Origin of the sequence: Lachnoclostridium sp. MSJ-17 (genome assembly GCF_018918205.1) — a bacterium.
In the GTDB taxonomy this organism is placed as follows: Bacteria; Bacillota; Clostridia; order Oscillospirales; family Acutalibacteraceae; genus Ruminococcoides.
On sequence record NZ_JAHLQB010000032.1, the window covers coordinates 1 to 21,439 of the forward strand.

Below are 21,439 nucleotides of genomic sequence, written 5' to 3' on the forward strand. Positions count from 1 at the left end.
AGGTTATCGGGAGAAAAGCTGCGGCTGACAAACTCGTCCGCCTGCTCGCTGAAGATCTCCTCCATCAGCGAGGGAATATCGTCAAAATGGTAATAGAAGGAATTGCGGTTTATCCCGCAGTCCTCGACGATCTCCTTGACGGTGATTTTGTCTATCGGTTTGCTGTTGAGCAGCTTCATAAATGATTTTTTGATTGCGTCCTTAGTCAGCGAAGTCATGCTGCACCTCGTTCATAAGTAATATTTTTGCCGTTGATCCGCTCTGATACTATGAGCGTGAGAGCAGGATCTTGTAGTCGCGCATTTCCTGTTCGATCGCGGCTCTCTGACGCGGGTCGGGAATATGCAGCACATAAACTCCGCGCATATCCATGTACTTGAGCTTGAGCAGCCACTTGTCGAGATAGATGATGCGGTTGACGATAGTGGTTCGCGCGTCCTTGAACGGCACGCGGTTGAACATGGTGACGAAGGTGTTCTTGTAGCCGTAAATGAAGTCGCACAGCGCGCGGTAGGCGTTGTTGCCCGGTGTGCGCGAATTGAGCTCGGACTTGTACCAGTAGAACATTTTGGAGGCGTTCATGTCGTCGGCGAGCTGCTTGCTGATGATGTGCGAAATGCAGTAAAACGCGTCGTTCCATACAGTGCGGAAATAGTCGTCGCGGTAGTTGGGGTTGACGCTGCTTCTGAACTCGCAGACGCAGCCGTAAACGCTCTGATATAACATATCCGCCTTACCCAGCGGCTGATAGCGCATTGACGGCACGCTCTCGGACATGATGTTGCCGTCGTAGGGCTCAAAGAACATTCTGCTGTTGACCATGGCGTCGACCGCGTTCTTGAGCATGTGGTTGAACTCGATCGTGAGATGACCGCGGGCTTCGGGGCTGTCTGAGCTCAGGCGCAGACACTCGGACGCGAAGTTCACGTATTTTACAAGATCCTGCTCGGGGGTTTCGGGTCTTTTGGCGGCAAGCACCTTGCATGCGCAGAACCACACACCCGAATTTTCGGACTCCGTATCGAAAAGCAGCGAAAGACACTTGTCGGCGGTATCGTAGTCGCCGCGGTTGTAGCACGAGATCGCAAGGGACAGATCTGCCTTCGGTTCAACAGGCTGATAAACAGGCTGATAAGCCGGAGCAGGAGCAACGGGTACGGGAGCAACAGGCGCCGGCTGCATATTCTGAACAGGCGGTGCGGGCTGATACTGTGCGGCTTCGGGCTGTTCCTCCGCCGCAACAGGCTCACCGGTTACGGCTTCTCCGGCAGCGGAGTCTGCCTGCGGCTCGCTGACCTCAGCGGGAGCTTCACTCGGCGGAGTGAGTATGATTTTGTAGCCGCATCTCGTACAGAAAACGAATTCTCTGCCCTGCTCGCAGGATATCGGATTTCCGCACTGAGTGCAGTAAACGGTAATGTTTTCCATGATCACACCTCTTTATCTTACGCCTTAAAGAACTCAAGGAACGCGCGGTAAGCCATATACACGTCGGTTTTTGATACGATCTCAAAGGGCGCGTGCATTGAGAGTACGGGTACGCCGAGGTCGATGACGTCGACGTTCATGTTGGCGACGTACTTCGCGATAGTACCGCCGCCGCCGAGATCAACCCTGCCGAGCTCGCCGATTTGCCAGAGGATACCGTTCTTCTCGAGCATGGCGCGGATTTTGCCCATGTACTCGGCGGAAGCGTCGGAGGTGTCGTACTTTCCGCCGTGACCGGTGTATTTGGATATAACTACGCCGCTGTTGATATAGCAGCTGTTCTTCGCCTCGAACGCGGAGGCGTAGGTCGGGTCGAAGGCGGCGTTTACGTCGGCTGACAGACAAACGCTCTTTGACAGCGCGCGGTAGCCCTCAACGCCGTCCTGAGCGGCGAGGTCATAGATAAAATAGCGCAGGAAATCGCTCTGCATACCGGTATTGCCGTCGCTGCCGATCTCCTCCTTGTCGGCGAGGTAGGTGACGCAGGTGTCCTCGGGAATTCCCGCGTCAAACGCCGCGACGAGCGCCGGATATGCGCAGACCTTGTCGTCGTGGCCGTAAGCGCCGATCATGCTGCGGTCAAAGCCGATGTCCTTCGCCTTGAAGGTAGGAACAAGACAGAGCTCCGCTGAGAGGAAGTCGTTCTCGGTGATGCCGTACTTTTCATTGAGGATAGACATGATGTTGAGCTTGACAAGCTCCTTCTCGTCCTCGGCTTCGGCGTACGGACGCGAGCCGACGAGAACGTTCAGATCCTCACCCGTGAACGCCTTCGCCATGGGCTTTGTCACCTGCTCCTGAGCAAGGTGCGGAAGCAGGTCTGTAACGCAGAAGCAGCTCTCGTTTTCACCGTCGCCCCATTTGATATTTACTACGGTGCCGTCGGTCTTTGCGACAACTCCGTGGAGAGTCAGCGGAATAGCAGTCCACTGGTACTTTTTCAGACCGCCGTAGTAGTGGGTCTTGAAAAGTCCGAGACCGTTCGCCTCATAAAGCGGATTCGGCTTGAGGTCGATCCTCGGGGAGTCGATGTGGGCGATCGCGAGACGCGCGCCGTTTTTTACTCCGTTTTTGCCTATCACCGCAAGGGCAATGGCTTTTCCTCTGTTGACAAGATAAACCTTGTCGCCCGCCTTGTACTCAGCCTCGGGGTCGTATTCCTCAAAGCCCCTTTCCTTTGCCTGAGCCAGCGCCTCGGCGACTGCCTCGCGCTCAACGGGCGCGAGGTTCAGAAAGCTCTTGTAGCCCTCGCAGAACTCGTCCGCTTTTGCGATCTCCTCCGCTGAGAGCGACTTTACTCCCTTGTTCTCGGTGAGCATAACGCGCTCGCGGAGCTCTTCGGTCTTTGTTTTTTCTTCTGACATATATATCTTCCTTTCGCTGAAAAGTAATTATTTTTATTTTAAGAATAATAAAGCTCAATATACACCGACTTCGCGCTTTCGACCTTGTCGACGTACTGCGAGGTCTCGGGGTACGGTATCGTGCTCAGGGTCACGCCGTCTGTGCTGTACGAGGAGTCCGCAAGCCAGTCCGACACGACAAATCCCGCGTTATACGCCGCGACAGCGCACTGCTCGGTGCCGTAATAGTCGTAAAAATACCGCAGCAGGTACGCTCCGTAGTCTATGTTGACGGCGGGGTCAAAGAGGTCGTCCGAGGTGTATTTATCAGTCTCGCCGCGCTTTTGCAGGAGCCACTCAAACGAGGACGGCATCAGCTGCATAAGCCCTCTTGCGCCGACGGAGGACTGAGCGTCGGGGTTAAAGCCGCTTTCGGTGCGGATAACCGCGTAGATCAGCGCCGGCGGCAGGCTGTAGTCTGCGGCAGCCTTGTTGACGTACTCGCTGTACTTCTGCGGATAGGCGACCTTGCGCAGATTATCGGCGGTTCTGCCCTGGCAGTTCACGACAAAGAGCACAGCCGCGGCGGCAAGGATAAAAAATACCGCGATCCATACGGCAGCGGGCATCCTGCCCTTTTTTTGCTTTTTGCCGCGGCGCGGCGCGTATCTTCTGTTTTGCGAATATTGCGCCATCACATCACCCCGGCATTTATTTTTTCTGTCAGCGCGTACATGCGCGACCTGAATTCGTCTATATCTCCGTTGTTTTCGATCACATAGTCCGAATGACAGCGGAAAAATTCTTCGCTGTACTGGGCGCGGATACGCTCCAGCGCCTGTTCCTTTGTTACATTGTCGCGCCCGAGGATCCTTTGCAGCCGCACTTCCTCGTTCGCGGTCACGCTTATGATAATATCGCAGACCGCGTCCATGTTGCTCTCAAAGAGCTGCGGCGCGTCAAACACAGCCGTGCCGCTGAGGGTCTTAAGTATTCTTAGCGTCTGAGCGATCACGAACGGATGAACGATTTCGCCGAGAAGCGCGGTATTTTCCTTGGTTTCAAAGGCGCGCTTTGCGAGAAGCTTACGGTCAAGAACGCCGTCGGGTCTGATGATATCCTGACCGAAGCTCGCGGCGACAGCTTTCAGGCACGCGGGCGAGGTTTCGTAGATTTTTGCCACGAGCGCGTCAGCGTCGATGACTGTCATGCCGTTCTTTGTGAATATCTCCGCCGCCGTGCTTTTGCCTGCTCCGCTCTGACCCGTCATTCCGATAAGCCTGACTCTATTCAAGGTCGATCACCTCAAATCCCGCCGCCCTGATAAGGCGGTTGTATACGGCGAGACCTACGCCGTCGGTAGATGGCAGCCGCGAAAAGACAGTCATGACTCCTCCGTAGCCGTCAACGCGGCGCAGGCTGTCGAACAGGCGGTGCGCCTGAGTCTCGTAGTCGAGCCGCTTGCCGAGAGAAATCGTCTTGACGCCCTTAAGAAGCGGGATATCCTCGTCGCAGCAGAGAGCGGCAACTCCGGCGCCTGCGTTCTTGTTGACATAGTCAATATACGCGTCGTCAGAGCATTTGAGAAGTATCACGTTCGCTTTAGGAGCGTAGTGCTTGTACTTCATGCCAGGACTAGCGGCGGTCTGACCCTGAGCGAGCTGATGAAGCACCGCGTCGTCGACCTCGACCTCGCCGAGAACCGCTCTGAGCTGTTCGACGGTTATTCCGCCCGGACGAAGCACTCTCGGAATGTCTGTAGCGACGGTGATAACCGTGCTCTCGAGTCCGACGGAGCATTCGCCGCCGTCGAGCACAGCGTCGATTTTGCCGTTCATGTCGTTCATAACGTGAGCGGCTGTTGTGGGGCTCGGCGAGCCTGAAATATTCGCCGAGGGAGCCGCCAAAGGCGTGTTTGCCGCTTTTATGACCGCCTGCGCCACAGGGTGCGACGGAAATCGTATCGCGACGGTATCGAGCCCCGCGGAGACCTCGCCGGGAATAGCTCTGCCCTTCTTCATGATTATCGTCAGCGGCCCCGGCCAGAAGGCTTTGGCGAGGGTGTACGCCGCTTCGGGGATTTCGCGGACTAACGCGAATCGGCTGATGTCCTCAAACGCCGCGATATGTACTATCAGGGGATTGTCCATCGGTCTGCCCTTCGCCGCGAAGATTTTCGCGACCGCCTCTCCGTTCAGGGCGTCGGCGGCAAGACCGTAGACCGTCTCCGTCGGGATCGCCGCCAAACCTCCGTCTGACAGTATCCTTCCGGCTGTATTTATATCGTTTTCGTTGTTGTGCAAAAGCTGTGTCGTCATTGCTGTTCCATGCTTTCCTTTAGCTTTTCCGCTCTGTCGGCGGTGACGAGAGCGTCAATGACCTCGTCGAGGTTGCCGTTGAGAATATCCTCGAGCTTGTACAAAGTCAGTCCTATCCTGTGGTCGGTCAGTCTGCCCTGAGGATAGTTGTAGGTGCGGATACGCTCGCTGCGGTCGCCGGTGCCGACCTGAGATTTTCTGTCGGCGGCGATCTCACTCGCCTGCTTGTCCTGCTTCTCTTTCAAAAGCCGCGACTTGAGCACCTTGAGCGCCTTGTCCTTGTTCTTGTACTGACTGCGCTCGTCCTGACACTCAACCACCGTGCCCGTCGGGATATGCGTTACGCGTATCGCGGAGCTTGTCTTGTTGATATGCTGACCGCCCGCGCCGCTCGAACGGAAGGTGTCTATCTTTAAATCCTTGGGGTCGATCTCAAGCTCAACGTCCTCCGCCTCGGGAAGCACCGCTACCGTGGTGGTCGAGGTGTGAACGCGTCCCTGACTCTCGGTCTCGGGTACTCTCTGTACGCGGTGAACTCCGCTCTCGTACTTGAAGCGCGAATACGCTCCGTCGCCCTCGATCATGAACGAAATTTCCTTGTAGCCGCCGAGCTCGGTCTCGTTGACATTGACGACCTCGACGCGGTAGCCGCGCTTTTCGGCGTACATCGTGTACATTCTGAAAAGCACCGCGGAAAACAGAGCGCTTTCCTCGCCGCCCGCTCCGCCGCGTATCTCGACAATGACGTTGCGGTCGTCGTTCGGGTCCTTGGGAAGAAGCAGTATCTTGAGCTTTTCGGAGAGCTCCTCCGTTTTTTCCTTCGCCTCGTCAAGCTCGAGCTGTGCAAGCTCGCGCAGCTCGCTGTCGCCGCTCTCGAGGATCTCAAGGCTCTCGCGCTCGGTCTGCACAGCCGCCTTGTACTCGCGGTAGGTCAGCACTATCTCCTCGATCGACTTTATCTCCTTCATTATCTTCTGATACGCCTCGGGGTCAGCCGCTACGGACGGCTCGTAGAGCCTGCTGTTGAGCTCAGAGTATCTCTTGTCAAAAATCTCTATTTTTTCGAACATATTCATTCTCCGATGATTTTTCTGATGTTTTTCTCGATTTTTTTGCGCGGAGCCATGACCTCGCGTCCGCAGTTAAGACAGCGGAGCTTGAAATCCATTCCTACGCGCAGTATTTCAAACGTCTTTGAGCCGCAGGGATGCGGTTTTTTCATTTCGACGCGGTCTCCGACCTGTACGTTCAAGAAAAACACCTCCTGTTTTTATCTTAATATATTATTATAGCATATTTTATTCTGTTGCGCAACCGAGAAATGCGGCGGCGCTGCGTCAAAGAATTTTTTTGGAAATATTTTTTAAATTGCATATTTTTATGCAATTTTTTCCGTTTTAGTCCTGTGAGTGAGGAAGCCCCATCCTCAAATAAATTTTCAGGAGGAATAAAATGAACGATTATATCTCGGAAATCACCCTTGATCTCAACTGTGAACGCAGCTGCCGGACTATCATGCTGACGCAGTTTGACAAGGGCAAGAAAATCCACCTCACCGTAAAGGCGAACGGCGAGCCCTACTCCGTCAGCGGCTGCTCTGTTGTTTTGAAGGGCGTTAATTCCGACGGAAGCAGAGTCGCCGTCGACTGCAATATTGAACAGGACGGCACCGCGACCGCGGTTACCGACGACATAACCTTCGCGGTAAAGGGCTTTGCCGCCGCGAGATTTGTGATTTCCGACAGCCAAAGAACATACAATACACAGAGATTTCTGATTTACGTCGACGACGCTCTCGACACCGACGTGACCTCAGACCCCGCGTATTCTATCCTCAACAGGCTTATCCGCGAGGTGCAGCTGATCGACGAGCACGGCGGGATAATCGTCGACGACGAGCTCAGCAGCACAAGCGCGCACCCTGTTCAGAACAGAATCGTAAACGCCGCGCTGAATACAAAGGCCCCCTTGTCGACCGCCTACACCTTTGACAACACGACCACAGCTGTTCCGTTCAATGTCAATAATCCAAAGATCATATATCTGAACGCCGTTGTTGACGGAGAAAACGGTATTGTTATTACTTCCGCACATAATTCCGGGTTCCAGTTTTTCTTCGGACGAAACGGAACTACAAAAATACGGTTGAGAAACGGTGCTGATACTTATACCGATTGGCAGCCTGCGGCAGAAAAAGCCGCCAACAAAAGCAACGCGATCACCTCGTCAAACAAGACGAGCTCCACGCTTTTCCCCACAATCAAGGCGGTCGTCGACTACCTCGCCGAAAAATACGAGGCACTGTCAAACAAGCTGACCTCAGCATACGGCATTGACGGAGATTCCACCGACGCTCAGTACCCCACGGCGAAGGCGGTCTATGAATTCGGCGGAGAGATCGTCGACATTGTTAACGAGGATATCGCGGAAACGAACGATGCTGTCGCCGACCTCAAGACCTACCTCGGCTACACCTCGGGCGATATCCTCGGTCTGCAGGCTGATTTTGAGAACAAGGTATTCACCCGTCTGGGCGCGGCTGTCGGCAAAAACGCAGGCAGCGACTTCGACGTGTTCCCGATGTACGGAGGGCGCAGGCGCGTTGTCGTCGACTCGGACGGCGTTATCGATGACAGCATTGCTCCGGCAAGCGTCACTGAAACAGACTATGACCTCGACGTTATGGTATATCAGCCTAAATTCTACTACAAGGTAGTTCCGCTCAAGCTCGAGAAGCAGTCAGGCGGTACGGGATATCATATCCGCAAGGCGAATTACTACATCACCTCGACTCCGCACGCGGGGTTCAAGGTTCACCCTCTGTTCATCGACGCAAACGGCAATGAGGTCGATTATGTTCTGCTCTCGGCGTATGAAGCGTCGTATCTGCATGCCGAAACCGGAAATTATCATTATTTCAGCGACGGAACAGATACAAACACGAATATAGACTGGGCACATGACGTGCTCAAATCCATGCCCGGAGTAAAACCGATCTCGGGACAGCGCAAGGCGATGACTAAGGCTAACATGGAAGCGCTCGCGCAGCGCAAATCGTCGAACTGGCACCTTGATACTATCAAGTCTGTATCTGCAAATCAGCTGCTCATGATAATTGAAATGGGTCAGTTCAATACGCAGGCGGCTATGGGCAGCGGCGTTACCGACACTCCGAATAACGGCGCCTACAACTGCTCTTCTCTCACCGGCTCGACCACTTCCCTCGGTAACGCAACAGGCATGGCAGCAGAAACAACCTATGAATCAGCGGGAAACGAAACAGTTAACACCACCAACGGCAAATTATCTGTTTCTTACCGGGGACTTGAAAACCCATGGGGCAACATCTGGAAGCATGTAAACGGAATCAACCTCTGGGGCAACGGCGAAATGGGCGGAGGTCAGGCTTACATAGCCGATAACTTCAGCTTTGACGAAGAAGCGCACAGCGGAAATTATCATCCCGCAGGCTTCACCATTGCAAACGCAAGCGGCTGGATATCCGCGTTCGCTTACGGAAATGAGGATTTCGACTGGCTGTTTATGCCTTCGGAAACAACAGGCAACAGCTCGCTTCCTGTCGGCGACCGCTATTACGGTACAGAAGATATGAATGGTTACTATATAATCCGGCACGGCGGCTATTGGAACAGCGGCAATGCAGCGGGCGGTTTTCTTTTGAATTGTCTCGGTCCGAGCGGCTCAAAAGCCAATTCGATCGGCGGCCGCCTGCTGTATGTTCCGACCGCGGCGGTATAAAGGAAAGGAGACGCATATGACAGATTACGGTATTGTAAGAAGCACAGTCAAGCCTGACGAAAAGATTGTCGACGAGCATTCGGTCTGGGTAAACACGGAAATCACTCAGACTTCTGACGGTTGGAAATATCGCATGGTTCAGTACGGCAAGGACGAGTATATCAAACTCATGGACGAGGCGAACCAGAAGGCTCAGGCTGACCTTGAGTACCTCGCCATGATGACGGAGGTGGAGCTTGAGTGAGTAAGCATTTCAAAAAGGTAAAAATGTATTTTGACAGCGGCTTGTGGAGCATCGAGAGAGTGCGAAACGCCGTAGTCAAGGGCTGGATAACAGCTCAGGAATACAAAACAATCACAGGCGAAGAATACAATACAGCAGCATAAAAAAAACAGCTCCGGGGATATCCTCGGAGCTGATTCCTTATGACAATAATTTTTTGATTCTTTCAACAGCTTCAACAGTGTTTTCTCTGTCGCCGAACGAGGTCAGACGGAAGTAGCCCGCGCCGTTTTCACCAAAGCCCTCGCCCGGTGTGCCTACGACGTTGGCTTTCTTTAAGAGCAGATCAAAGAACTCCCAGCTGCCCATTCCGTTCGGGCATTTGAGCCAAATGTACGGTGAATTCTTGCCGCCGGTGTAGTAAATGCCCAGCTCGTCGAGAGCGGAAGCAATAATGCGCGCGTTCTCCTGATAGTAGGCGATATTATCGCGGATCTGACGCTGTCCTTCCTCGCTGAATACAGCCGCCGCGGCGCACTGTACGGGATACGAAACGCCGTTGAACTTCGTAGCCTGACGGCGGTACCATGTGGCGTAGAGATTGTGACCGTCGCGCTCAAGCTCCTTCGGGATAATTGTATATCCGCAGCGGGTGCCGGTAAAGCCCGCGGTCTTTGAGAGCGAGCAGAGCTCTATGGCGCAGGTTCTCGCGCCCTCGACCGCGTAGATCGAACGCGGCAGATCATCGGTGATGAACGCCTCATACGCCGCGTCGTAGAGAATGACCGCGTCGTTTTTGTTCGCGTAATCCACCCACGCCTTGAGCTGGTCGTATGTAAACGCCGCGCCTGTGGGGTTGTTCGGAGAACAGAGGTAGATTATATCTGCCTTAACGTCCTCGTCGGGCATAGCCGTAAAGCCGTTTTCCTCGTTGCAGGCGGCGTAGATGATCTTTCTGCCCGCCATGATGTTGGAATCGACGTAAACGGGATATACGGGGTCGGTGACAAGGACTGTGTTGTCCTGAGAGAAGATGTCGCCGATGTTGCCGCAGTCGGACTTTGCTCCGTCGGACACGAAAATCTCGTCGGCTGAAACATTCACGCCGAAGCTCTTATAATAGCCCGAGATCGCCTCTCTGATGAAGTCATAGCCCTCGTACTCCGGATAGCCCTTGAAGGTCTCCTTGTGGCCGAGCTCCTCGGCGCCCTTTTTCATCGCCTCGACGACGACGGGAGCCAAAGGCAGGGTCACGTCGCCGATACCGAGACGGATGATCTTCTTATCGGGATTTGCCGCCGCATATTCCGCGGTTTTTCTCGCTACGTCGGCGAAAAGATAGTTCGGCACAAGGTTGTCAAAATTTTTATTGATTTTCAAAGTGGTTTCATTCCTTTATATCAGATTTTTTCCTAATATCTGATAAACGACAAGGTCTTAAACCTCGACCTCACCCTCGTAAACCTTCTCGGCGTTGCCGGTCATGTATACGGTCTCGTCGGTGTAGTTGATGATAAGATCGCCGCCCTTGAGCTTGATCTTGATGTCGTCGCCCTTCTTGCAGAAGCCGTTCTCACATGCCGCTACAGCTACGGCGCAGGCGCCTGTACCGCATGCCCATGTCTCGCCGGAGCCGCGCTCCCATACGCGCATCTTGATTGTCTTGTCATTGAGAACGGTGACAAACTCGGTATTTACTCTCTCGGGGAAGATCGGGTCGTTCTCGAACAGCGGTCCGATCTCCTCAAGGTTGATGTTGTCGATATCGCTGTCGACGAATACGACGCAGTGCGGGTTGCCCATGGAAACGCAGGTGATGCGGTAGTCCTGCATACCGATAGTCACTCTGCGGTCGACTACCTTGTCGCCGCTGAGGTCAACGGGAATGAGCTTCGGGTCGAGGATAGCCTTGCCCATATCGACGCGGAGTGTCTTGACCTCGCCGTCGGTGGTGTATGCCTTGAGCGACTTGATGCCGCTGAGGGTCTCGATCGTGATCTCGTCCTTCTCCTTGATGTTTACCATGCCGTGGTCGTAGAGGAACTTGCCGACGCAGCGGATACCGTTGCCGCACATCTTGCCCTCGGTGCCGTCGCGGTTGTACATCTTCATCTGGGCGTCAGCTACCTTTGAGGGAGCGACGAGGATAACGCCGTCGCCGCCGATACCGAAGTGACGGTCGCTGAGTCTTACAGCGAGAGCCTCGGGGTTGTTGATCCACTGACCGAAGGTTGAGAAGTAGATATAGTCGTTGCCGATGCCCTGCATCTTTGTGAAGCGGAGCTTGGTCTTGGAATCTCTCATGTTGTTGATGTCGACAAGCTCTGTGCTGTGCTGTGAATAGCGGCTCTTGAGGCAATCCGCGAGAGCGTTGGCGGTGTCGAGAGAGGTAAGGCAGGGAATGTTCCTCTCAACGGTCTTTCTGCGGATCTTTACGGAGTCACGCGAGGGAATTCTGCCCTTCGCGGAGGTGGAAATAACGTACTGGACCTTGCCCGACTCGATAAGCGAGAGGGTGTTGTTGCGGTCGGACTCGTGGATCTTCTTAACGCCGACAGCGTCGATGCCGTACTTGTTGAGCACCTTCGAGGTGCCCTCGGTGGCGTAGATCTTGAAGCCGAGGTCGTAGTATTTCTTGGCGATCTCGCCGATCTCAGCCTTGTCGGAGTCGCGGACGGTGATGAACACGCCGCCGTTCTTCTTCATCTTGTAGCCCGCGGCGATAAGTCCCTTGTAGAGAGCCTCCTCAAGGGTGCCCGCGATACCGAGGACTTCGCCTGTGGACTTCATCTCGGGACCGAGGTGGTTGTCGACGTTGATGAGCTTCTCAAAGCTGAATACGGGAACCTTGACCGCGATATACGGGCTCTTGCGGTAAAGACCTGTGCCGTAGCCCATGTCCGCGAGCTTCTCGCCGAGCATCGCTCTTGTCGCGAGGTCGACCATCGGAACGCCCGTTACCTTGCTGATGTAGGGGATCGTTCTCGAGGAACGCGGATTAACTTCAATTACATACAGCTCGTTGTTGTAGATAAGGTACTGGATATTTACAAGACCCTTTGTTCTCAGCTCGATCGCGAGGTTGCGCGAGCTTTCAACGATGATCTCGGTCATCTCGTCGGAGATGTTCCACGCGGGATAAACAGCGATAGAGTCGCCTGAGTGAACGCCTGCGCGTTCAACGTGCTCCATGATACCGGGAATGAGGATATCCTCGCCGTCGCAGATAGCGTCGACCTCGATCTCGGTGCCCTGGAGATATTTATCGATAAGAATCGGGTTTTCAATGTTCTGTGCGAGGATGATCGCCATGTATTCCTTAACGTCAGCCTCGTTGAAGGCGATGATCATGTTCTGACCGCCGAGAACGTAGGACGGACGGAGAAGAACGGGATAGCCGATAGTGTCGGCGACCTCAAGCGCTTCCTCTGTAGTCATAACGGTCACGCCGCGCGGACGCTTGATGTGGTACTTCTCGAGAAGCTCGTCGAAGCGCTCTCTGTCCTCAGCCATATCGATAGCGTCGTAGGAGGTGCCGAGGATATTTACGTTGTTCTCGCTGAGGAACTTCGTCAGCTTGATAGCGGTCTGTCCGCCGAAGGCGACAACAACGCCGTAGGGGTTTTCGGTCTTGATGATGCCCATGACGTCCTCTGTTGTCAGCGGCTCAAAGTAAAGTCTGTCGGCGGTGTCGAAGTCGGTTGAAACAGTCTCGGGGTTGTTGTTGACGATTACAACGTCGAAGCCCGCCTTCTTGAGCGCCCATACGCAGTGTACGGAGGCGTAGTCGAACTCGATGCCCTGACCGATGCGGATAGGACCTGAACCGAATACGATGACGGTCTTTTTGTCGCTCTTGCGCTCGGCGATGAACTCCTCAGCCTCGTTTTCCTTGTCGAAGGTGGAATAGAAGTAGGGAGTCTCGGCGGCGAACTCAGCCGCGCAGGTGTCAACCATTTTATATACGGGAGTGAGCGGATTTTCGATAGTCTGACCGCTCATTTCCTCGATCGTCTTGTCGAGGAAGCCGGTGTGCTTGGCTCTTGAGTAAAGCTCCTCTGTGAGAACGCCTTTTTTCAGCTCGTCCGAAACGGCGATGATGTTTCTGAGCTTCTCGAGGAACCACTCGTCGATCATGGTAATCTCGTGGATCTTGTCGACGGAGATACCGCGCTTGAGCGCTTCGTAGACGCAGAATATTCTTCTGTCGTCGCAGACGCTGAGCTGGTGCATGACATTAGCGTCGCTGAGCTTTGCGTACTCCTTGTCGTCGAGGGTGTTGTGGGAGATCTCCGCGCCTCTGACAGCCTTCATGATAGCCTGCTCAAAGGTGGGAGCGATAGCCATAACCTCGCCTGTCGCCTTCATCTGGGTGCCGAGGTCGCGCTTGGCGTATACGAATTTATCGAAAGGCCATTTCGGGAACTTAACGACAACGTAGTCGATAGCCGGCTCGAAGCACGCGTAGGTTGTGCCCGTAACGGCGTTTTTGATCTCGCTGAGGGTGTAGCCGATCGCGATTTTGGAAGCTACCTTGGCGATCGGGTAGCCGGTAGCCTTTGAGGCGAGAGCCGAGGAACGCGATACACGCGGATTTACCTCGATAACGGCGTACTCCATGCTCTCGGGGTCGAGAGCGAACTGACAGTTGCAGCCGCCTTCAACCTTGAGCGCTGAGATGATGTCGAGAGCCGCGGAACGCAGCATCTGGTACTCCTTGTCCGAAAGAGTAACGGCGGGAGCGATTACGATAGAGTCGCCGGTGTGAACGCCGACGGGGTCGAAGTTCTCCATTGAGCAGATCGTGATTACGTTGCCCTTGGAGTCGCGCATTACCTCGAACTCGATCTCCTTCCAGCCGGAGATGCACTTCTCGACGAGGACCTGTGTGATAGGAGAAAGCTCCAGACCGTTTGAAGTGATCTCGCGAAGCTCCTCCTCGTTATTTACTATGCCGCCGCCTGTGCCGCCGAGGGTGAAGGCGGGACGGATGATTACGGGATAGCCGATCTCGTTTGTGAACCTGACGGCGGACTCGACGTCGTTTACGACGAGCGACGGAATGACGGGCTGGTTGATGGACATCATCGTGTCCTTGAAGAGCTGTCTGTCCTCAGCCTTGTCGATAGTCTCGGGCTTTGCGCCGAGGAGCTGAACGCCGTGCTTCTCGAGGAAGCCTTCCTTTGCGAGCTGCATTGAGAGAGTCAGACCCGTCTGACCGCCGAGGGTCGAGAGCAGGCTGTCGGGCTTCTCCTTGACGATAATGCGCTTCACCACGTCGAGGGTGAGCGGCTCGATATAGATCTTATCCGCCATGGCGTTGTCGGTCATGATCGTAGCGGGGTTGGAGTTTACGAGGATAACCTCAAGACCCTCCTCCTTGAGGGCGCGGCACGCCTGTGTGCCGGCGTAGTCAAACTCGGCTGCCTGTCCGATAACGATGGGACCCGAGCCGATAACCATTACTCTTTTAATATCCTTTTTCAGTGGCATACTATCAATCCTTACTTTATAGAATATTTTTGAATATATCTGAGATTACTGCTTGCTGTCGTCCATCATTCTGAGGAAGCGGTCAAAGAGGAACGAGGTGTCGAGCGGACCGCCGTGGGCTTCGGGATGGAACTGCACCGAAAAAGCGGGGAAGCTTTTGTATGTCACGCCCTCGCAGGTGTTGTCGTTGCCGTTAACGTAGCTTACCTCGCTGTCCTCGGGCAGGCTGTCGGAAACGACGGCGTAGCCGTGGTTCTGTGAGGTGATGTAGACCTTGCCTGTCTCGAGCTCCTTGACGGGCTGGTTGGCTCCGCGGTGGCCGTACTTGAGCTTTTCGGTCTTTGCTCCGTGAGCGAGAGCGAGCAGCTGGTGACCGAGGCAGATGCCGAACATCGGAACATTGCTCTCTGTGAGCTTTTTAAGCTCCTCGATGACCGCGGTGTTCTTCGCGGGGTCTCCGGGGCCGTTCGAGAGCATGATGCCGTCGGGATTGAGCGCGAGGACTTCCTCGGCTGTTGTGTGGGCGGGTACGACAGTCAGGCTGCAGCCGCGCTTGTTGAGCTCTCTGCCGATGTTATGCTTCGCGCCGAAGTCCATGAGGACAACGTGATACTTCGCGTTTTCGACGGGGAAGTTTTCAATCTCGGAGATCGTGGTTTTCTCGACCGCCTCGGTGATAACAAAGCCCTTGAGCTTGCTGAGCAGCTCGTCCGTCACCTCGGGGGTGTACTGAATACTGCAGTTCATAACGCCGTACTCGCGGACGATCCTTGTGAGAGCGCGGGTATCAAGACCGCAGATGCCGGTTACGCCCTTCTCTTTTAAAAAGGCGTCAAGATCGCCCTCACTGCGGAAGTTGGACGGTGCTTGACACCATTCTCTTACGATATAACCATTGAGCGCGGGTGTGGGCGTCTCGAAATCCGAACGGATAACGCCGTAATTGCCGATAAGAGGAAATGTGTGAAGAACCACCTGACCGAAATAGCTGGGGTCGGTGAGTGTTTCAAGATAGCCTGTCATAGCGGTTGTAAAAACAAGCTCTCCCATAGTTTCCTTTTCGGCGCCAAATGCCTTGCCCTCAAAAACCGTTCCGTTTTCGAGCACTAAATACGCAGCACGACTCATAGTAACAATCCTTTCAAATAGTGGTTTATTCAAATCGGGCGGAATACCGCCCCGGAATTGACGTTTGTGTTTATCAGTTCTGATAGGTCCTGATGACCTGTTTCGCGACGGCAAGCTTGCTGGTCTGCAGGTCCATCGCCTGTTTTTCGAGGTAGCGGTGCGCCTGCTCCTCGCTCATATTCAGGCAGGTGACGAGCAAAAGCTTGGCGCGGTCGATGATTTTCAGATCCTCGACCATGTGCTTGAGCTTGTCGTTTTCGCGCTCGACCCTGAGAAGGCGGCTCCTGAAGCAATCCGTGAACAGCAGATAGTGGTGAAAAAGGTGCCTGTTGATAGGCTTTGAGATAACGAGCACTCCCTTTTCGTTGAGCATATCGCTTACCTTGTCGGAGCTTGCCTTTGATACGATTATCACGACGCCGGAACGTGTGGTGTCGGCAAAACGCGTCGCAAGCGCGATGCCGTTCTCGTCCGCAAGAGGAGCGTTGATACACACAAGGTCGAATTCAGGCTCCTGCTGTTCGGCGCTGTAGGCTGAGTAGGTAACGGTGATCTCCTCATAGCCTTCCTCTTCGAGGAGCTTTGAAAGTGCGACGGCGCTTTGTTCGGAGTTTGTTACAAGCAATGCATTTTTCAAACTATCACCACCGCTATTTCATTCTTCAACATATTATTTTACCTGATTTCCCGGACAGTTTATTTACATAAAGGAATTAAACTGAGATTTCTTGATTTTTTTATTTTTACAAACTGAATAATCATTTATTTTGGCGGATTGACACAGCATATAACAAAATGCTATAATATTACGGTGCAGACTCATAATCCGACAAATTTCTGCACGGAAAGGATCAGCTGACGATGAATCAAAGCAAAGTATCTAAAACGGCTATGGATTTGATTTATCTTGTATCGTGTGCATTCAATTCCATAACTCCCGACGCGCAGCGCTGTTCCGAAATGGATGACGCGGCGGTGTACAGTATGGCAAGCAGCCATATGCTTTCCGCAGCCGCGGCGTATGCGATTGAAAAGGTGTCGCCGCTTTCTCAGCGCTGGCTGAACGCAAAGGGCAACTCAAAACGGCGGCTGATTATCTTTCAGGCGGAACGCGCAAAAATCTTACGTGAGTTTGACAGGCACGGAATCTGGTATCTTCCTCTCAAGGGCATCCTCCTGAAGGATATTTACCCTGAGGCGTCAATGCGCGAAATGTCTGACAACGATATACTCTGCGACGCCTCAAAAATGTCCGAGATCAGAGATATAATGTGCTCGCTGGGATTCACCTGCGTGGAATTCGGAAATCACAACCACGACGTATATAGCAAAAAACCGGTTTCCTTTGAAATACACGCCCATCTCTTTAACCCGATCACGTGGCCGACGGCTTACTCCTACTACTCAACGCTCAAGGAGCGCCTGATAAAGGACGACGATAACAGCTGCGGATATCATATGACCGACGAGGATTTTTATGTCTACTGCGTCATACATATGTACAAGCATTTCTCCCATGCGGGCACGGGGCTGCGTTCGCTTGCCGACGTCTATTTATTCAACAAAGCAAAGGGTCAGTCGCTCGACCGGGAATATATCCGCAATGAGCTTGAATTTTTGGGTATAAGGGAATATGAAGCAAAAACGCGCGGGCTTGCCGAAAAGGTATTTTCATTTCAGCCGCTGTCGGACAGCGACAAAGAGGAGCTTGCGTTTTACGCGGATTCAGGCTCCTACGGCACGGTTGACAACATGATAAAAAACCGTCTCGGAGGCGACAACAGCAAAAAAGCAAAACTCCGCTATATTATCAGCCGTGTTTTCCCTTCAAAGGAACACCTCGAGCAATATCATCCCGTTGTTTACCGTCACCGGGTACTGTATCCTCTTTTGGTGGTATACAGACCTTTCAACGGGCTGATAAGGCACCGCAAAAAGCTTTTCAATGAGGTTGATTCACTCAGGAAAAAACCGGACGCAGAGGAATGATTCCCATATATTCAGCCGAGCTTCGGCTTACAATAATATTTTTTCTACTGAAAGGCAGGTTTTTTAATGAAAATCGGATGTGTCAAGGAAATCAAAAACAATGAGTTCCGCGTTGGCATGACACCTGATAATGTGCGCGCTTACGTTTCCGCGGGGCATGAGGTCTATATCGAAAAGGGCGCGGGCATCGGATCAGGCTTCACTGACGCGGGATATGTTGAAGCGGGAGCCGCAATGGTTGACGGCGCCAAGGACATATGGAGCACGGTGGATATGATGATAAAGGTCAAGGAGCCGCTTGAGGAAGAATACGCTTACTTCCGCGAGGGTATGATCCTCTACACATATCTTCATCTTGCAGCCGACGAAAAACAGATGGACGCGCTTCTCAAAGGCAAGGTCAAGGCTGTAGCTTACGAGACGCTTCAGGAAACCGACCGTTCTCTGCCGCTTCTCGCGCCTATGTCGCAGATCGCCGGACGTCTTTCAATTCAGGAAGGCGCAAAGTATCTTGAGAAACGCTTCGGCGGCGAGGGCATACTGCTCGCCGGCGTACCCGGTACCCCGAAGGCGAACGTCGTTATTCTCGGCGGCGGCACCGTGGGCATGAACGCCTGCAAAATCGCCGCTGGAATGGGCGCGAACGTCACCATTCTCGATATCAGCCTGAAACGTCTTGAGGAGCTTGACAACATGTTCGGCTCACGTATCCAGACTCTTGTCAGCAACGAGAGCAACATCGAGCGCGCGGTAAAGGACGCTGATCTCGTTATCGGTTCCGTACTTATCCCCGGCGCTTCCACTCCGAAGCTGTTCAAGAAAAAATACCTGCCCGGAATGAAGGACGGCGCCGTATTCGTTGACGTCGCTATCGATCAGGGCGGCTGCGGAGAAACAAGCCGCGTAACGACTCACGACGACCCTGTTTATATCGAGGACGGCGTAGTTCATTACTGCGTAGGAAATATGCCCGGCGCGGTTCCGAGAACAAGCACCATCGCCCTGACGAACGCCACTCTCCGTTACGGTCTGCAAATCGCGGAAAACGGTCTTGAGGAAGCCTGCAAAAAGAGCGCTGTTATCTGCTCGGGCGTAAACTGCTATCTCGGCAAGATCACAAACAAAAACGTCGCCGAGGCTCACAACCGCGAGTCTGTTGATATTTGTTCTCTTATCTGATTAATAATTCAAAACGGGGCTGGCGCAAATGCGGCAGCCCCTTTGCTGTATATATTATTAAGTTGTATTTCAGGAAAGAATATGCGGTCAATACGCGCCGTCGCCCTTTATTACCGCGGGAATGGTAAGGAAAAGAATCTTTATGTCCGTAAGGAAGCCTCTCTCCCTGATGTACTTGTAATCAAGCTCGACCATACCGCTGAAATCTATCTGACTTCTGCCGCTGACCTGCCAGTAACAGGTCAGGCCGCCGATAACAGACAGGCGCTGCATTGAATAATCCGTGTAATTGGCGACCTCTCTGGGAAGCGGAGAGCGCGGACCGACAAAGCTGATGTCGCCCTTGATGATGTTGAAAAACTGCGGAAGCTCGTCAAGGCTGGTCTTTCTCAGGAACCTTCCGACCCTCGTCACGCGCGGATCATCCTTGATTTTAAAAAGCTCTCCCGAGGTTTCGTTAAGATGCTGTATCGAATCAAGCATTTTATCCGCGTCGGGTCTCATGCTTCTGAACTTATAAAATTTAAATTCTCTGCCGAATAAACCGACTCTGTTGTGAACGTAAAAAACCGGACCTCTGTCGTCAATTTTGATCGCAACCGCAATTCCGACGAACAGCCACCAGAACAATATCACAAACAGCACCGAAACAGTAACATCGAACACACGCTTTACAATACTATAAAACTTTTTTTCGTCAACGTAGTATATAACTCCGTTTTTTATTACTTCCTTACGCATACTCTTCTTTTCCGTTATTTCTTTTTCAAGCGTCCCGCTCCCTGCATATCCGTCGAATACTGCAGAGCCGATTCCCCGCGGAGAATCAGTAGCCGTAGCCGTAACCGTAACCGTAGCCATAGCCGTAACCCTTTCCGTACTTATGAGACTTGACGGAATCGACGCTGTTTACGATAATTCCGAGGATTTTACCGTTGTTTCTGTTTATCGTCTCAATGATCTTTTTCAGATCGGGGTATGTTGTGGAATTATGCTTGATGATCAGCACAACGCCGTCAGACTGCTTGACAAGAGGAAGCGAGTCGATTACTACGCCGACGGGAGGAGTATCGAAAATGATATAATCGTAGTCCTTTTCAAGCTCCTTGATAAACTCTCTCATACTCTCACTGGAGAGAAGCTCTGAGGGGTTAGGCGGGATCGCGCCGTATGTTATAGCGGAAAGATTGTTGATTTTTGTACTGCGGACAACCTCATCCTTTGAGCATTCGCCGTTGAGGTAATTCGTCAGACCCGGAGCAAAAGCGATCGAAAGAACGTTGTGGATCTGAGGTCTTCTGAGGTCGCAGTCGATGATCAGAACCCTTGTGTTTACCTGCTGAGCAAGAGCGATCGCTATGTTGACCGAGGTAACGGTCTTGCCTTCGCCCTTGTTGGCGCTGGTAAAGCTGATTTTCTTACAGCCCTTCTTGATAATCGAGTAAACGATGTTGGTTCTGGCAGTCTTGTACGATTCTCTGATCTGGAAAGCGATAGCCTCCATGTTTAGCAGGTTATCGGCTCTTTTTCTGTCTGTACCGTAGCTGTTATTATTGTTATTATTCTTTGCCATTATCCTTTGCGCCTCCGTTCTTGCCCTTCTGGTTTATATACGTGTCAAAGCTGGGGATTGCAGCCAGTACGGGAATATCGCAGATAGTAGTCATCTCGTCGTCATACTTGATCTTCTTGTCAAGGAAATGTCTGACAAACGATATCACGAGAGAGAGCACCAAACCGATAGCAAAAGCGATTATCACGTTTCTGCTCACACTCGGCGACGACGGCTTTGTGGGCATCTGCGCCTCATCGCAAACCTTGAGCTTTGCGTTTGACTTAAGGTTTGAAATGGTATCGGGCGCTACCTCAGCGATTGTATCCGCAATGATCTTTGATTCTGTCGGAGAATCGGAAACAACGCTGACATTAAAGACCTCCGTAGTATCATCGCTCGTGAAGGTGACCATGCTCCGCAGCTGCGCCGCGGTATACTTGTCGCCAAGCTCATCGGCGAGCTTGGTGAAGAAGGTATTTGTGTCCAGCATTCTGATGTAGGTATTAACGAGCTTAAGCGCGTAATTCTGCATGTTCAGAGAATAAACCGCGCTGTTCGGAGAATCCGCCTGCAGATCGACGGTTTCTACATACAGCGAAATAGATGAGGTATAATGCTTCGTCACCAGGAAATTGGTAATGAAAAAAGAACCGACGGTACATACCAATACGGTGATAATAATAAATACCAGGTTTTTCTTAAGCACCTCAATTATCGTTTTAGGTGAAATTAATATCTCATCACGTTCTTCCACTCAATTCACTCACCTTTCAAATAATCGTAAGATAACAACTTTTGACCGCATTTAATTATACAATAATGGCTTAAATAATTCAAGCAGAGCACCGACAAATAACGGCTTATTAAGAAAATTCTCCGTTTAGCCGATATTTATTTAAGCAATATTTAATTTATTGTTAGTTTCGTCCCCAACACATTTTACTATTTGTAATAAAGCTCAAAA

The 21,439-nt window shown here is 52.6% G+C and carries 20 protein-coding genes and 1 pseudogene; 5 read left to right on the plus strand and 16 right to left on the minus strand.

Going from position 1 to position 21,439, the window contains the following annotated elements:
• From KQI64_RS02625 to KQI64_RS02660, 8 genes are all read right to left on the minus strand, one after another.
• A partial coding sequence (locus tag KQI64_RS02625; RefSeq protein WP_216523212.1) for a TetR/AcrR family transcriptional regulator occupies positions 1–218 on the minus strand: 218 nt, incomplete at its 3' end.
• Between the two features lie 49 nt (positions 219–267).
• Positions 268–1,428: a hypothetical protein gene (locus tag KQI64_RS02630; protein WP_216523213.1), complete on the minus strand. Its 1,161-nt coding sequence runs from the start codon at positions 1,426–1,428 to the stop codon at positions 268–270.
• 17 nt (positions 1,429–1,445) lie between these two features.
• Entirely contained in the window at positions 1,446–2,852 is a 1,407-nt protein-coding gene (locus KQI64_RS02635; protein ID WP_216523214.1) for an aminopeptidase, read from the minus strand.
• A gap of 38 nt (positions 2,853–2,890) precedes the next feature.
• On the minus strand, positions 2,891–3,526 hold the full coding sequence (locus KQI64_RS02640) for a lytic transglycosylase domain-containing protein (RefSeq protein ID WP_216523215.1): 636 nt from the start codon (positions 3,524–3,526) through the stop codon (positions 2,891–2,893).
• Positions 3,526–4,125, minus strand: coding sequence for a dephospho-CoA kinase (gene coaE / locus KQI64_RS02645; protein ID WP_216523216.1), 600 nt, complete (start codon positions 4,123–4,125; stop codon positions 3,526–3,528). Before coaE ends, KQI64_RS02640 begins: the two co-directional genes overlap by 1 nt.
• Complete coding sequence (locus tag KQI64_RS02650) at positions 4,118–5,149, minus strand: L-threonylcarbamoyladenylate synthase (protein WP_216523217.1); 1,032 nt, start codon at positions 5,147–5,149, stop codon at positions 4,118–4,120. The genes coaE and KQI64_RS02650 overlap by 8 nt, the downstream gene beginning before the upstream one ends.
• Positions 5,146–6,219 carry a peptide chain release factor 1 gene (prfA, locus tag KQI64_RS02655; RefSeq protein WP_216523218.1) on the minus strand — a complete coding sequence of 358 codons (1,074 nt, stop codon included), beginning with the start codon at positions 6,217–6,219 and terminating at the stop codon, positions 5,146–5,148. Before prfA ends, KQI64_RS02650 begins: the two co-directional genes overlap by 4 nt.
• A 2-nt stretch (positions 6,220–6,221) precedes the next feature.
• Positions 6,222–6,401 carry a DUF951 domain-containing protein gene (locus KQI64_RS02660; protein WP_216523219.1) on the minus strand — a complete coding sequence of 60 codons (180 nt, stop codon included), beginning with the start codon at positions 6,399–6,401 and terminating at the stop codon, positions 6,222–6,224.
• Between the two features lie 200 nt (positions 6,402–6,601).
• On the opposite strand from KQI64_RS02660, the gene KQI64_RS02665 reads away from it, so the two are divergent.
• Genes KQI64_RS02665 through KQI64_RS02675 form a run of 3 tightly spaced genes read left to right on the plus strand, consistent with a single transcriptional unit; the run spans position 6,602 to position 9,295 of the window.
• Positions 6,602–8,908 (plus strand): BppU family phage baseplate upper protein, encoded by a 2,307-nt coding sequence (locus KQI64_RS02665; protein ID WP_216523220.1) that lies wholly within the window; start codon positions 6,602–6,604, stop codon positions 8,906–8,908.
• Positions 8,909–8,924: 16 nt separating this feature from the next.
• Positions 8,925–9,152, plus strand: a complete 228-nt coding sequence (locus KQI64_RS02670) for a hypothetical protein (protein WP_216523221.1) — start codon at positions 8,925–8,927, stop codon at positions 9,150–9,152.
• Positions 9,149–9,295, plus strand: coding sequence for an XkdX family protein (locus KQI64_RS02675; protein ID WP_330622940.1), 147 nt, complete (start codon positions 9,149–9,151; stop codon positions 9,293–9,295). The genes KQI64_RS02670 and KQI64_RS02675 overlap by 4 nt, the downstream gene beginning before the upstream one ends.
• A 37-nt stretch (positions 9,296–9,332) precedes the next feature.
• Here KQI64_RS02675 and KQI64_RS02680 read toward each other — a convergent pair whose 3' ends face one another.
• The 5 genes and pseudogenes from KQI64_RS02680 to KQI64_RS02695 form a co-directional block, all read right to left on the minus strand.
• The gene (locus KQI64_RS02680) at positions 9,333–10,511 is read right to left on the minus strand and encodes an LL-diaminopimelate aminotransferase (RefSeq protein ID WP_216523222.1); all 1,179 of its coding nucleotides are present in this window, start codon (positions 10,509–10,511) and stop codon (positions 9,333–9,335) included.
• Between the two features lie 57 nt (positions 10,512–10,568).
• Positions 10,569–11,435 (minus strand): diaminopimelate epimerase, encoded by an 867-nt coding sequence (gene dapF / locus KQI64_RS10675; protein WP_334299530.1) that lies wholly within the window; start codon positions 11,433–11,435, stop codon positions 10,569–10,571.
• A 42-nt stretch (positions 11,436–11,477) separates the two neighbouring features.
• Positions 11,478–14,624 (minus strand): annotated as a pseudogene (gene carB / locus KQI64_RS02685) (carbamoyl-phosphate synthase large subunit); the annotation flags it as partial.
• Between the two features lie 45 nt (positions 14,625–14,669).
• On the minus strand, positions 14,670–15,752 hold the full coding sequence (locus tag KQI64_RS02690; RefSeq protein ID WP_216523224.1) for a carbamoyl phosphate synthase small subunit: 1,083 nt from the start codon (positions 15,750–15,752) through the stop codon (positions 14,670–14,672).
• Between the two features lie 73 nt (positions 15,753–15,825).
• A complete protein-coding gene (locus tag KQI64_RS02695; protein ID WP_216523225.1) occupies positions 15,826–16,389 on the minus strand; it encodes an ANTAR domain-containing response regulator in 564 nt (187 codons plus the stop codon).
• A 224-nt stretch (positions 16,390–16,613) separates the two neighbouring features.
• Here KQI64_RS02695 and KQI64_RS02700 point away from each other — a divergent pair, with 224 nt between their 5' ends.
• Together KQI64_RS02700 and ald are read left to right on the plus strand one after the other, a co-directional pair.
• Entirely contained in the window at positions 16,614–17,741 is a 1,128-nt protein-coding gene (locus KQI64_RS02700) for a nucleotidyltransferase domain-containing protein (protein WP_216523226.1), read from the plus strand.
• A gap of 66 nt (positions 17,742–17,807) precedes the next feature.
• Positions 17,808–18,920, plus strand: coding sequence for an alanine dehydrogenase (gene ald / locus KQI64_RS02705; protein WP_216523227.1), 1,113 nt, complete (start codon positions 17,808–17,810; stop codon positions 18,918–18,920).
• Between the two features lie 87 nt (positions 18,921–19,007).
• Here ald and KQI64_RS02710 read toward each other — a convergent pair whose 3' ends face one another.
• From KQI64_RS02710 to KQI64_RS02720, 3 genes are read right to left on the minus strand one after another with little or no spacing between them, the layout of a single operon-like run.
• Positions 19,008–19,781 (minus strand): sugar transferase, encoded by a 774-nt coding sequence (locus KQI64_RS02710; protein ID WP_253289159.1) that lies wholly within the window; start codon positions 19,779–19,781, stop codon positions 19,008–19,010.
• The gene (locus KQI64_RS02715; protein WP_216523228.1) at positions 19,747–20,493 is read right to left on the minus strand and encodes a CpsD/CapB family tyrosine-protein kinase; all 747 of its coding nucleotides are present in this window, start codon (positions 20,491–20,493) and stop codon (positions 19,747–19,749) included. The genes KQI64_RS02710 and KQI64_RS02715 overlap by 35 nt, the downstream gene beginning before the upstream one ends.
• Positions 20,480–21,229 carry a YveK family protein gene (locus tag KQI64_RS02720; protein ID WP_330622942.1) on the minus strand — a complete coding sequence of 250 codons (750 nt, stop codon included), beginning with the start codon at positions 21,227–21,229 and terminating at the stop codon, positions 20,480–20,482. The genes KQI64_RS02715 and KQI64_RS02720 overlap by 14 nt, the downstream gene beginning before the upstream one ends.
• Positions 21,230–21,439 lie beyond the last annotated feature (210 nt).

Bases quoted from the DNA above. Each gene is read 5' to 3' on its own strand.
- KQI64_RS02640 (WP_216523215.1), bottom strand. From the start codon at position 3,526: ATGGCGCAATATTCGCAAAACAGAAGATACGCGCCGCGCCGCGGCAAA.
- KQI64_RS02650 (WP_216523217.1), bottom strand. From the start codon at position 5,149: ATGACGACACAGCTTTTGCACAACAACGAAAACGATATAAATACAGCC.
- KQI64_RS02670 (WP_216523221.1), top strand. From the start codon at position 8,925: ATGACAGATTACGGTATTGTAAGAAGCACAGTCAAGCCTGACGAAAAG.
- KQI64_RS02690 (WP_216523224.1), bottom strand. From the start codon at position 15,752: ATGAGTCGTGCTGCGTATTTAGTGCTCGAAAACGGAACGGTTTTTGAG.
- KQI64_RS02635 (WP_216523214.1), bottom strand. From the start codon at position 2,852: ATGTCAGAAGAAAAAACAAAGACCGAAGAGCTCCGCGAGCGCGTTATG.
- KQI64_RS02715 (WP_216523228.1), bottom strand. From the start codon at position 20,493: ATGGCAAAGAATAATAACAATAATAACAGCTACGGTACAGACAGAAAA.
- dapF (WP_334299530.1), bottom strand. From the start codon at position 11,435: ATGAGAGATTCCAAGACCAAGCTCCGCTTCACAAAGATGCAGGGCATC.
- KQI64_RS02710 (WP_253289159.1), bottom strand. From the start codon at position 19,781: ATGGCTACGGTTACGGTTACGGCTACGGCTACTGATTCTCCGCGGGGA.
- ald (WP_216523227.1), top strand. From the start codon at position 17,808: ATGAAAATCGGATGTGTCAAGGAAATCAAAAACAATGAGTTCCGCGTT.
- KQI64_RS02630 (WP_216523213.1), bottom strand. From the start codon at position 1,428: ATGGAAAACATTACCGTTTACTGCACTCAGTGCGGAAATCCGATATCC.
- prfA (WP_216523218.1), bottom strand. From the start codon at position 6,219: ATGTTCGAAAAAATAGAGATTTTTGACAAGAGATACTCTGAGCTCAAC.
- KQI64_RS02700 (WP_216523226.1), top strand. From the start codon at position 16,614: ATGAATCAAAGCAAAGTATCTAAAACGGCTATGGATTTGATTTATCTT.
- KQI64_RS02665 (WP_216523220.1), top strand. From the start codon at position 6,602: ATGAACGATTATATCTCGGAAATCACCCTTGATCTCAACTGTGAACGC.